Annotated in this window: 8 protein-coding genes; all 8 read left to right on the top strand. The window is 59.7% G+C overall.

Annotation, left to right across the window (positions count from 1 at the left end; genetic code table 11):
- Nucleotides 1-86 precede the first annotated feature (86 nt).
- The 8 genes from mtnA to rpsA all read left to right on the top strand — a co-directional run bounded on the left by mtnA (nucleotide 87) and on the right by rpsA (nucleotide 12,550).
- Entirely contained in the window at nucleotides 87-1,163 is a 1,077-nt protein-coding gene (gene mtnA / locus FFS64_RS27380; RefSeq protein WP_137807908.1) for an S-methyl-5-thioribose-1-phosphate isomerase, read from the top strand.
- A 427-nt stretch (nucleotides 1,164-1,590) separates the two neighbouring features.
- On the top strand, nucleotides 1,591-4,260 hold the full coding sequence (gene gyrA / locus FFS64_RS27375; RefSeq protein ID WP_137807907.1) for a DNA gyrase subunit A: 2,670 nt from the start codon (nucleotides 1,591-1,593) through the stop codon (nucleotides 4,258-4,260).
- A 249-nt stretch (nucleotides 4,261-4,509) separates the two neighbouring features.
- A complete protein-coding gene (serC, locus tag FFS64_RS27370; RefSeq protein ID WP_137807906.1) occupies nucleotides 4,510-5,595 on the top strand; it encodes a 3-phosphoserine/phosphohydroxythreonine transaminase in 1,086 nt (361 codons plus the stop codon).
- The gene (gene pheA / locus FFS64_RS27365) at nucleotides 5,595-6,689 is read left to right on the top strand and encodes a prephenate dehydratase (RefSeq protein WP_020800126.1); all 1,095 of its coding nucleotides are present in this window, start codon (nucleotides 5,595-5,597) and stop codon (nucleotides 6,687-6,689) included. The genes serC and pheA overlap by 1 nt, the downstream gene beginning before the upstream one ends.
- Nucleotides 6,690-6,701: 12 nt before the next feature.
- Nucleotides 6,702-7,814, top strand: coding sequence for a histidinol-phosphate transaminase (gene hisC, locus FFS64_RS27360; RefSeq protein WP_095196491.1), 1,113 nt, complete (start codon nucleotides 6,702-6,704; stop codon nucleotides 7,812-7,814).
- Between the two features lie 28 nt (nucleotides 7,815-7,842).
- Nucleotides 7,843-10,050 (top strand): bifunctional prephenate dehydrogenase/3-phosphoshikimate 1-carboxyvinyltransferase, encoded by a 2,208-nt coding sequence (locus tag FFS64_RS27355; RefSeq protein ID WP_256660559.1) that lies wholly within the window; start codon nucleotides 7,843-7,845, stop codon nucleotides 10,048-10,050.
- Nucleotides 10,047-10,736: a (d)CMP kinase gene (gene cmk, locus FFS64_RS27350; protein WP_077047283.1), complete on the top strand. Its 690-nt coding sequence runs from the start codon at nucleotides 10,047-10,049 to the stop codon at nucleotides 10,734-10,736. The genes FFS64_RS27355 and cmk overlap by 4 nt, the downstream gene beginning before the upstream one ends.
- 119 nt (nucleotides 10,737-10,855) lie before the next feature.
- The gene (rpsA, locus tag FFS64_RS27345) at nucleotides 10,856-12,550 is read left to right on the top strand and encodes a 30S ribosomal protein S1 (RefSeq protein ID WP_047527094.1); all 1,695 of its coding nucleotides are present in this window, start codon (nucleotides 10,856-10,858) and stop codon (nucleotides 12,548-12,550) included.
- Nucleotides 12,551-12,619 lie beyond the last annotated feature (69 nt).

Genomic DNA, 12,619 nt, shown 5'->3' with positions numbered 1-12,619 from the left:
TGTAAAGGATGGCGAAGTATACCCGAGCGTCTTCGCGGGGGGATCGCTATAATCGACGGCTTTTGTTCATGAGTGCGGGGTGTGGGATGCGCAATCGACTGTTGGCTGCGGAGAAGGTGAAGGCCATCGATTGGCGTGATGGCGCCCTGTATCTGCTGGATCAGCGTATTTTGCCGTTCGAGGAAACCTGGATTGCCTACACCAGCGCGGCTGGCGTGGCCGAGGCGATTCGCTCGATGGTGGTGCGCGGCGCACCGGCAATTGGCATCAGTGCGGCCTATGGCATCGTGCTGGCAGCCCGCGCCCGGATTGCTGAAGGGGGCGACTGGTACGCAGCGCTGGAGGAGGATTTCGCGCTGCTCGCCGATTCCCGCCCCACTGCGGTCAATCTGTTCTGGGCCTTGAATCGCATGCATGACCGGCTGGATCGCCTGAAAGGCAATGCCGATCCGCTGGCGGTGCTGGAGGCCGAGGCTATCGCCATTCATGAAAGTGATCGCGAAGCCAACCTGACCATGGCGCAATTGGGTGTCGATCTGATCCGCAAGCATCAGGGCAACGCCCAGGCGATCCTGACCCATTGCAACACGGGTGCGCTGGCCACTGGTGGCTTCGGTACGGCGCTGGGGGTGATTCGCGGGGCGTTCATCGAGGGTATGGTCGAGCGTGTCTACGCCGACGAAACCCGTCCATGGCTGCAAGGCTCACGGCTGACGGCCTGGGAGCTGGCCAACGAAGGCATCCCGGTGACCCTCAATGCCGATTCCGCCGCGGCCCATATCATGAAAACCAAGGGTATTACCTGGGTGATCGTGGGCGCGGACCGGATCACGGCCAATGGCGATGTGGCGAACAAGATCGGCACCTATCAATTGGCGGTCAACGCCATGCACCACGGTGTGCGTTTCATGGTGGTGGCGCCGAGTTCAACCATCGACATGAACCTGGCCAGCGGCGACGACATTCCGATCGAAGAGCGCGATGGTCGTGAGTTGCTTGAGGTCGGCGGCAAGCGGGTCGGGGCTGAAGTCGATGCGTTCAACCCAGTGTTCGACGTGACGCCTGCGGATCTGATCGATGCCATCGTCACCGAAAAAGGCATCGTCGAGCGGCCGGATACGGCGAAAATGGCGCAACTGATGTGCCGCAAACGTCTGCATTGATGGGCCGTGGAGATCGAAAGGACGCCATCGCCAGCAGGCTGGCTCCCACAGGGTTTGTGATCGACACGGATCAAATGTGGGAGCCAGCCTGCTGGCGATTAGGCTCTGAAAGTCAATAAACATCCGTAATTCAGCCCCGAATTCTGCATTCGCAGCTGCTCTAAGCCTCTCTCGTCCCCTTCAAGCCTGCCATCAGTCAACTAACTACACTCCATGCGCATCTGGGGGATAGGTGCGTGGCGGCTCTTGTGATAACATCCGGCGGTTTCCAGGGTTGCCCGATGGGGCGACCTTTACTGCGCAGATCCATGGCATAACTCGTTGATTTGTCGTAAGTCGGTGCATGGCACTCAGCCTGCAGCGGCGAGCTTCGTTCGTCCCATATGGATGTGACGAGGTTTCACCAGAAAAAGGAATCAGGCTTCTCATGGGCGAACTGGCCAAAGAAATCCTCCCGGTCAATATCGAAGACGAGCTGAAGCAGTCCTACCTCGACTACGCGATGAGCGTAATTGTCGGGCGGGCACTGCCGGATGCGCGCGACGGCTTGAAGCCCGTGCACCGGCGTGTGCTGTTCGCGATGAGCGAGCTGGGTAACGACTTCAACAAGCCGTACAAGAAATCTGCCCGTGTTGTCGGTGACGTGATCGGTAAGTATCACCCGCACGGTGATACCGCGGTGTACGACACCATCGTTCGGATGGCGCAGCCATTCTCGCTGCGCTACCTGCTGGTAGACGGTCAGGGCAACTTCGGTTCGGTGGACGGCGACAACGCCGCGGCCATGCGATACACCGAAGTGCGCATGACCAAGCTGGCGCACGAGCTGCTGGCTGACCTGCACAAGGAAACCGTGGACTGGGTGCCGAACTACGACGGCACCGAAATGATCCCGGCGGTCATGCCGACCCGTATTCCCAATCTGTTGGTCAACGGCTCCAGCGGTATCGCCGTGGGCATGGCGACCAACATTCCGCCGCACAACCTCGGTGAAGTCATCGACGGTTGCCTAGCGCTCATCGACAACCCCGAGCTGACTGTCGACGAGCTGATGCAATACATCCCCGGTCCGGACTTCCCGACCGCCGCGATCATCAACGGTCGCGCCGGCATCATCGAGGCCTACCGCACCGGTCGCGGCCGTATTTACATGCGCGCCCGCTCGATCATCGAAGACATCGACAAGGTCGGTGGTCGTCAGCAGATCGTCATCACCGAACTCCCTTACCAGCTGAACAAGGCACGTCTGATCGAGAAGATCGCCGAGCTGGTCAAAGAGAAGAAACTCGAAGGCATCACCGAGCTGCGCGACGAGTCCGACAAGGACGGTATGCGCGTCGTGATTGAGCTGCGTCGCGGCGAAGTGCCGGAGGTGATCCTCAACAACCTCTACGCCCAGACCCAGCTGCAGGCCGTGTTCGGTATCAACATCGTCGCGCTGATCGACGGCCGCCCGCGGATTCTGAACCTCAAGGACCTGCTGGAAGCCTTCGTTCGTCACCGTCGCGAAGTCGTGACCCGTCGTACCGTGTTCGAACTGCGCAAGGCGCGTGAGCGTGGACACATTCTGGAAGGTCAGGCAGTTGCCCTGTCGAACATCGACCCGGTCATCGCCCTGATCAAGGCCTCGCCAACACCGTCGGAAGCCAAGGAAGCGCTGGTCAGCACCCCTTGGGAGTCCTCGGCCGTGGTGGCGATGGTCGAGCGTGCCGGTGCCGATTCGTGCCGTCCGGAAAACCTCGATCCGCAATACGGCCTGCGCGACGGCAAGTACTTCCTGTCGCCGGAACAGGCGCAAGCCATTCTGGAACTGCGTCTGCACCGTCTGACCGGTCTGGAACACGAAAAACTGCTGGCCGAGTATCAAGAGATCCTCAACCAGATCGGCGAGCTGATCCGCATCCTCAACAGCGCCACGCGCCTGATGGAAGTGATTCGCGAAGAACTGGAAGTGATTCGTGCCGAGTATGGCGATGTGCGTCGCACCGAAATCCTCGACGCCCGTCTCGATCTGACCCTGGGCGACATGATTCCGGAAGAAGACCGTGTCGTGACCATTTCCCACGGTGGCTACGCCAAGACCCAGCCGCTGGCTGCGTACCAGGCCCAGCGTCGTGGCGGTAAAGGCAAGTCGGCCACCGGCGTCAAGGATGAGGACTACATCGCTCACCTGCTGGTTGCCAACAGCCATACCACACTGCTGCTGTTCTCCAGCAAGGGCAAGGTGTACTGGCTGAAAACCTACGAAATCCCTGAAGCATCCCGTGCGGCCCGTGGTCGTCCGCTGGTCAACCTGCTGCCGCTGGATGACGGTGAATACATCACCACCATGCTGCCGGTCGAGGAATACACCGAAGGTCACTACATCTTCATGGCTACCGCTAACGGCACCGTGAAGAAGACCCCGCTGGAATCCTTCAGCCGTCAGCGCAGCGTCGGTCTGATCGCGCTGGAACTGGACGAAGGCGACGTGCTGATTTCTGCCGCGATCACCGATGGCGAACGTGAAGTCATGCTGTTCTCCGATGGCGGCAAGGTGACGCGCTTCAAGGAATCCGACGTTCGCGCCATGGGCCGTACCGCCCGCGGTGTGCGCGGCATGCGCCTGCCGGAAGGTCAGAAGCTGATTTCCATGCTGATCCCGGAAGAAGGCAGCCAGATCCTCACCGCTTCCGAGCGTGGTTACGGCAAGCGTACGGCGATCACCGAATTCCCTGAGTACAAGCGTGGCGGCCAGGGCGTTATCGCCATGGTCAGCAACGAGCGTAACGGCCGTCTGGTCGGCGCGGTACAGGTGCTGGACGGCGAGGAGATCATGCTGATTTCCGACCAGGGCACCCTGGTGCGTACCCGTGTCGATGAGGTTTCCAGTCTGGGCCGTAACACCCAGGGTGTGACCCTGATCAAACTGGCTAAGGATGAAACCCTGGTCGGCCTTGAGCGGGTTCAGGAGCCGTCGGAAGTCGAGGGTGAAGAACTCGAAGGTGAAGGTTTTGAAGGTGAAGAGGGTGCCGGGTTTGTCGGTGAGGTCGTGAACGACGACGCTGCCGAAGACCAGCAACTCGACGCCGCTGCTGACGAAGAGCCACAAGAGTAAGTGGACATGAGGGGGCGGATGAAAATTCGCCCCCTTGTTGTTTGTCCGTACGGAAGATGTCGACACCCATGGATATCCCCTGTGGGAGCGTGCCTGCTCGCGAAGCAGGCGCCGCGGTATCTCTGAAACACCGCGGTGATGCATTCGCGAGCAGGCTCGCTCCCACAGGTTGTCTGCTTCAGCAGGGACCCTGTGTCGATTGATAATGTGATTTATGCGTGATACCACCAAATCAGAGCGAGATTGGATGTGAGCAAGAGAGCCTATAACTTCTGCGCCGGTCCTGCGGCGCTTCCCGAAGCTGTCCTGCAGCGCGCCCAGGGTGAACTCCTCGACTGGCACGGCAAGGGCCTGTCGGTCATGGAAATGAGCCATCGCAGCGATGAGTTCGTATCCATTGCCACCAAGGCCGAGCAGGATCTGCGTGATCTGCTGAATATCCCCTCGAACTATAAAGTGCTGTTCCTGCAAGGCGGCGCCAGCCAGCAATTTGCCCAGATTCCGCTGAACCTGCTGCCCGAAGGCGGCTCTGCCGACTATATCGACACCGGTATCTGGTCGCAGAAAGCCATTGAAGAAGCGTCGCGCTACGGCCACGTCAACGTTGCCGCTACCGCCAAGCCCTACGACTATTTCGCCATTCCCGGCCAGAACGAGTGGAAGCTGTCCAAGGACGCGGCCTACGTTCACTACGCGCCGAACGAAACCATCGGCGGCCTGGAATTCCAGTGGGTCCCTGAAACCGGTGATGTTCCGCTGGTAGCAGACATGTCCTCGGACATTCTCTCGCGTCCGATCGACGTGTCTCGCTTCGGCATGATCTACGCCGGTGCCCAGAAGAACATCGGTCCAAGCGGCATCGTGGTGAACATCGTTCGCGAAGACCTGCTCGGTCACGCCCGTTCCCTGTGCCCGACCATGCTCAACTACAAGGTCGCGGCCGATAACGGCTCGATGTACAACACCCCGCCGACCCTGGCCTGGTACCTGTCCGGCCTGGTGTTCGAGTGGCTCAAAGAGCAGGGCGGCGTCGAAGCCATCGGTAAGCTCAACGAAGTGAAGCAGCGCACGCTGTATGACTTTATCGATGCCAGCGGCCTCTACAGCAACCCGATCAACAAGTCGGATCGCTCGTGGATGAACGTGCCGTTCCGCCTGGCGGACGACCGTTTGGATAAGCCGTTCCTGGCGGGTGCCGACGAGCGTGGCCTGCTGAACCTCAAGGGTCACCGCTCCGTGGGCGGCATGCGCGCCTCCATCTATAACGCCGTCGACATCAACGCGATCAACGCGCTGGTGGCGTACATGGCAGAGTTCGAGAAGGAACACGGCTAATGTCTGAGCAAGAACTCAAGGCACTGCGCCTGCGCATTGATGCCCTGGACGAGAAAGTCCTGGAGCTGATCAGTGAGCGTGCGCGCTGCGCCCAGGAAGTCGCGCGAGTAAAGATGGCCTCGCTGGCCGAAGGCGAAGTGCCGGTGTTCTATCGTCCTGAGCGTGAAGCTCAGGTGCTCAAGCGTGTCATGGAGCGCAACCAGGGACCGCTGGGCAACGAAGAGATGGCGCGGTTGTTCCGTGAAATCATGTCCTCGTGCCTGGCCCTCGAGCAGCCGTTGAAAGTGGCTTACCTCGGTCCGGAGGGCACCTTCACCCAGGCGGCGGCCCTGAAGCACTTTGGTCACGCGGTGATCAGCAAGCCGATGGCGGCGATCGACGAAGTGTTCCGTGAAGTGGCGGCCGGTGCGGTGAACTTTGGCGTGGTTCCGGTGGAAAACTCCACCGAGGGCGCGGTCAACCACACCCTCGACAGCTTCCTCGAACACGACATGGTGATCTGCGGTGAAGTCGAGTTGCGGATTCACCACCACCTGTTGGTCGGTGAAAACACCAAGACCGACAGCATCAGTCGTATCTATTCCCACGCCCAGTCCCTGGCCCAGTGCCGCAAGTGGCTGGATGCGCACTACCCGAATGTCGAGCGCGTGGCGGTGTCCAGCAACGCTGAAGCGGCCAAGCGGGTCAAGGGCGAGTGGAACTCGGCGGCGATTGCCGGCGACATGGCGGCCGGTTTGTACGGGTTGACCCGCCTGGCCGAGAAAATCGAGGACCGTCCGGATAACTCCACGCGTTTCCTCATGATCGGCAACCAGGAAGTGCCGCCGACCGGCGACGACAAGACCTCGATCATCGTTTCCATGAGCAACAAGCCCGGTGCACTCCATGAGTTGCTGGTGCCGTTCCATGATAACGGCATCGACCTGACGCGAATCGAGACTCGTCCGTCGCGCAGCGGTAAATGGACCTACGTGTTCTTCATCGACTTTGTCGGCCACCACCGCGATCCGCTGGTAAAAGGTGTGCTGGAAAAGATCAGTCAGGAAGCAGTAGCACTCAAAGTGCTGGGTTCCTACCCGAAAGCAGTTCTCTAAGGGCGGTAGCAAATGAGTGGCAATTTCCTCGCTCTGGCACAGCCGGGCGTGCAACAACTTTCGCCTTACGTTCCAGGCAAGCCCGTGGACGAACTGGCGCGCGAACTGGATATTGATCCGGCCAGCATCGTCAAACTGGCGAGCAACGAAAACCCGCTGGGCGCCAGCCCCAAGGCATTGGCGGCCATCCGCGAAGAGCTGGCCGAGTTGACCCGCTATCCTGACGGCAACGGGTTCGCGCTCAAGACCCTGCTGGCTGAGCAATGCCGTGTCGAGCTGAATCAGGTGACCTTGGGCAACGGCTCCAATGACATCCTTGAATTGGTTGCGCGTGCCTATCTGGCGCCAGGCCTGAATGCGGTGTTCAGTGAACATGCGTTTGCGGTCTATCCGATCGTGACCCAGGCCGTGGGTGCCCAGGCCAAGGTGATCCCGGCCAAAAACTGGGGTCATGACCTGCCGGCGATGCTGGCGGCGATCGATGCCAATACCCGTGTGGTGTTCATCGCCAACCCGAATAACCCGACCGGGACCTGGTTCGATACCGAGGCACTGGACGAATTCCTGCAAGACGTTCCGGAACACGTGCTGGTTGTGCTGGACGAGGCTTACATCGAGTACGCCGAAGGCAGCGATTTGCCGGACGGCCTGGATTTCCTGGCGGCGTACCCGAATCTGCTTGTTTCGCGCACGTTCTCCAAGGCTTATGGCCTCGCCGCGTTGCGAGTTGGTTATGGTTTGTCCACCGCCGTGGTCGCCGACGTGCTGAACCGCGTGCGTCAGCCATTCAACGTCAACAGCCTGGCCCTGGCCGCTGCCTGCGCCGCACTGCAAGACGCCGAGTACCTGGCTGAAAGCCGTCGCCTGAACGAAGCCGGCATGCAACAACTGGAAGCGGGTTTCCGTGAGTTGGGGTTGAGCTGGATTCCTTCCAAAGGCAACTTCATTTGTGTCGACGTCGGGCGCGAAGCCGCTCCCGTGTTCCAGGGCTTGCTGCGCGAAGGCGTGATTGTGCGTCCGGTGGCCAACTACGGCCTGCCGAATCACTTGCGCATCACCATTGGACTGCCAGCGGAAAATAGCCGCTTCCTTGAGGCGCTGACCAAGGTTCTGGCTCGTGGTTGATGTCACTGCGTTGCAATCTGCTGAACCTATGATCGGGCGCCTGGTGGTGGTCGGTCTGGGGTTGATCGGCGGTTCGTTTGCCAAGGGTTTGCGTGAAAGTGGCCTGTGCCGCGAAGTGGTCGGGGTCGATCTCGATCCGCAGTCGCGCAAGCTGGCGGTAGAGCTGGGCGTGGTGGATCGCTGTGAAGACGACCTGGCAGTTGCTTGCCAGGGTGCCGACGTTATCCAGTTGGCGGTGCCGATCCTCGCCATGGAAAAACTGCTGGCTCGACTGGCAGGCATGAATCTGGGCGGGGCGATCCTGACCGACGTCGGCAGTGCCAAGGGTAATGTCGTGCGTGCCGCTACCGAAGCGTTTGGCGGCATGCCGTCGCGGTTTGTGCCGGGGCACCCGATTGCCGGTTCCGAGCAGAGTGGGGTGGAAGCCTCCAATGCCGAGCTGTTTCGCCGTCATAAAGTGATTCTGACGCCGCTGGAACAGACCGATCCGGCAGCCTTGGCCGTGGTCGACCGCTTGTGGCGCGAATTGGGCGCCGATGTCGAGCACATGCAGGTCGAGCGACATGATGAAGTGTTGGCGGCAACCAGCCATTTGCCGCACTTGCTGGCGTTCGGCTTGGTCGACTCATTGGCCAAGCGCAATGAAAACCTTGAGATCTTCCGTTACGCTGCGGGCGGTTTCCGCGATTTCACAAGAATTGCCGGAAGCGACCCGGTGATGTGGCACGACATTTTCCTCGCTAACCGCGAGGCTGTCCTGCGCACACTCGATACATTTCGCAGCGACCTCGACGCCTTGCGCGACGCGGTCGATGCAGGGGATGGGCACCAATTGTTGGGCGTTTTCACTCGCGCCCGGGTTGCCCGCGAGCATTTCAGTAAAATCCTGGCCCGCAGGGCCTATGTGGACGCTATGAATTCCAACGATCTGATTTTCCTGGCTCAACCTGGTGGCCGCCTGTCCGGTCGGATTCGCGTACCGGGTGACAAGTCGATTTCCCACCGTTCGATCATGCTTGGCTCCCTGGCCGAAGGCGTCACCGAAGTGGAAGGTTTCCTCGAGGGCGAAGACGCCCTGGCGACGCTTCAGGCTTTCCGTGACATGGGCGTCGTGATCGAAGGCCCGCACCACGGTCGCGTGACCATTCACGGCGTCGGCCTGCATGGCCTGAAGCCTGCGCCGGGTCCGATTTATCTGGGCAACTCGGGTACTTCGATGCGCCTGCTGTCCGGCCTGCTGGCCGCGCAGAACTTCGACAGCACCCTGACCGGTGACGCTTCGCTGTCCAAGCGCCCGATGAATCGCGTGGCCAATCCACTGCGTGAAATGGGTGCCGTGATCGAAACCGCTGCTGAAGGTCGTCCACCGATGACCATCCGGGGCGGCAACAAGCTCAAAGGCCTGACCTACACCATGCCGATGGCCAGTGCCCAGGTTAAATCCTGCCTGCTGCTGGCGGGGCTGTACGCCGATGGCAAAACCACCGTGACCGAGCCTGCACCGACCCGTGACCATACCGAGCGCATGCTGCGCGGCTTTGGCTACCCGGTCACCGTCAATGGCGCAACCGCATCGGTCGAGTCCGGCAGCAAGCTGACCGCGACCCACATCGAAGTGCCGGGCGACATCTCGTCGTCGGCGTTCTTCCTGGTGGCCGCATCGATCGCCGAAGGTTCGGAGCTGGTGCTCGAACACGTCGGCATCAACCCGACCCGCACCGGGGTGATCGACATCCTGCGTCTGATGGGCGCTGACATCACCCTGGAAAACCAGCGTGAAGTCGGCGGCGAGCCGGTGGCTGACCTGCGTGTGCGGGCAGCTAAACTCAAAGGTATCGAGATTCCGGAAGAACTGGTGCCATTGGCCATCGACGAATTCCCGGTGCTGTTCGTGGCTGCCGCCTGCGCTGAAGGGCGTACCGTGCTGCGTGGCGCCGAAGAGCTGCGGGTCAAGGAATCGGACCGTATCCAGGTCATGGCGGATGGTCTGCTGGCGCTGGGCGTCAAGTGCGAACCGACGCCGGACGGCATCATTATCGATGGCGGCCTGATCGGTGGCGGCGAAGTGCACGGTCACGGCGATCACCGGATTGCCATGGCGTTCAGTGTTGCCTCACTGCGGGCCTCTGCGCCGATCCGCATCCATGATTGCGCCAACGTCGCGACGTCGTTTCCCAACTTCCTCGCGCTGTGCGCGCAGGTCGGTATTCGCGTTGCCCAAGAGGCTCAGTCGTGAAAAACATTGCACCGGTCATCACCATTGATGGGCCAAGCGGCTCCGGAAAAGGCACTGTCGCCGGGATACTGGCCAAGCGCCTGGGCTGGAACCTGCTGGATTCCGGTGCGCTTTACCGGTTGCTGGCGTTCGCCGCGCATAACCATGGCGTCGACCTGACCAATGAAGAGTTGCTGAAAAAACTGGCCGCTCATCTGGATGTGCAATTCATTGCGGCGACCGACGGTCAGTTGCAACGCATCATTCTGGAAGGCGACGAAGTCAGCGACGTGATCCGTACGGAAAGCGTCGGTTCGGGTGCCTCCCAGGTGGCTGCATTGCCTGCGGTGCGCGAGGCGCTGCTGCAGCGCCAGCGCGCCTTTCAGGAAGCGCCGGGCCTGGTGGCCGATGGACGTGACATGGGTACGGTGGTTTTTCCGGATGCGCCGCTGAAGATTTTCCTCACCGCCAGTGCCGAGGAGCGTGCGCGCCGTCGATACTTGCAGTTGAAGGGCAAAGTCGATGGTGTTAGTCTGTCGAGTCTGCTAGATGAGATACGTGCGCGCGATGAGCGTGACACCCAGCGAGCGGTAGCCCCGCTCAAGCCGGCGGCTGACGCCATACAGCTGGATTCCACGGAATTATCCATCGACCAGGTGCTGGAACGCATCATGAGCGAGATCGCCATTCGCGATATCGCCGGGTGACCAAGAGGGCCGCAGGGGACCAGTCATAGTCCTGTGGCGCTTCTTTTAAATGAAACTAACCCACATCGTCTGGGATGTGGAGATGGGCGTATTCTTCGCCCTCATCAACAGGAATTAAAATGAGCGAAAGCTTTGCGGAACTCTTTGAAGAAAGCCTAAAGACCCTGAACCTTCAGGCAGGCTCCATCATCACCGGTGTTATCGTTGATATCGATTACCAAGCTCGCTGGGTAACCGTTCACGCTGGCCTGAAGTCCGAAGCACTGATCCCGCTGGAGCAGTTCTACAACGACGCTGGCGAACTGAACATCAACGTCGGTGACGAAGTTCACGTTGCTCTGGACTCGGTTGAAGACGGTTTCGGTGAAACCAAGCTGTCCCGTGAAAAAGCCAAGCGCGCTGAATGCTGGATCGTTCTGGAAGCAGCCTTCGCAGCCGAAGAAGTGGTCAAGGGCGTTATCAACGGTAAGGTTAAAGGCGGCTTCACTGTCGACGTTAACGGCATCCGTGCGTTCCTGCCAGGTTCTCTGGTTGACGTCCGTCCAGTGCGCGACACCACGCACCTGGAAGGCAAAGAGCTGGAATTCAAGGTCATCAAACTCGACCAGAAGCGCAACAACGTTGTCGTTTCCCGTCGCAGCGTCCTGGAAGCCGAGAACTCCGCCGAGCGCGAAGCTCTGCTGGAATCCCTGCAGGAAGGCCAACAAGTCAAAGGTATCGTCAAGAACCTCACCGATTACGGCGCATTCGTCGATCTGGGTGGCGTCGATGGCCTGCTGCACATTACCGACATGGCTTGGAAGCGTATCAAGCATCCTTCCGAAATCGTCAACGTTGGCGACGAGATCGATGTCAAGGTTCTGAAGTACGATCGCGAGCGCAATCGTGTTTCCCTGGGCCTGAAGCAACTGGGCGAAGATCCATGGGTTGCTATCAAAGCCCGTTACCCAGAAAGCACTCGCGTTACCGCTCGTGTAACCAACCTGACCGACTACGGCTGCTTCGCTGAGCTGGAAGAGGGCGTTGAAGGTCTGGTACACGTTTCCGAAATGGACTGGACCAACAAGAACATCCACCCTTCGAAAGTCGTACAAGTCGGCGACGAAGTGGAAGTTATGGTTCTGGACATCGACGAAGAGCGTCGTCGTATCTCCCTGGGCATCAAGCAGTGCAAGTCGAACCCATGGGAAGACTTCTCTGGCCAGTTCAACAAGGGCGATAAAATCTCCGGCACCATCAAGTCGATCACCGATTTCGGTATCTTCATTGGTCTGGACGGCGGCATCGACGGTCTGGTTCACCTGTCCGACATCTCCTGGAACGAAGTGGGCGAAGAAGCCGTACGCCGCTTCAAGAAGGGCGACGAGCTGGACACCGTTATCCTGTCGGTTGACCCAGAGCGCGAGCGCATCTCCCTGGGTATCAAGCAGCTGGAAAGCGATCCGTTCTCCGAGTACGTTCAAGAGAACGACAAAGGCGCCATCGTTAAAGGCATCGTGAAGGAAGTTGACGCTAAAGGCGCCATCATCACTCTGGCCGACGATATCGAAGCAACTCTGAAAGCCTCCGAAATCAGCCGTGACCGCGTTGAAGATGCGCGTAACGTTCTGAAAGAAGGCGAAGAAGTAGAAGCCAAGATCATCAGCGTTGACCGCAAGAGCCGTGTAATCCAGCTCTCGATCAAGTCGAAAGACGTTGAAGACGAGAAAGAAGCCATCCAGAGCCTGCGCGACAAGCCAGTAGCTACGGATGCTCCAGTAGCCACCACTCTGGGTGACTTGCTGCGTGCTGCACAAGCGGAAAAACAGAACTAAGTTCTGACTTTCTGTAAAAAAGGGCGACTTCGGTCGCCCTTTTTTGTGCCTGGAATTTGTCCGGGGTCG

It is taken from the genome of Pseudomonas sp. G(2018), assembly GCF_005502415.1.
In the GTDB taxonomy this organism is placed as follows: Bacteria; Pseudomonadota; Gammaproteobacteria; order Pseudomonadales; family Pseudomonadaceae; genus Aquipseudomonas.
This window is presented reverse-complemented; position numbering and strand designations above follow the sequence as displayed.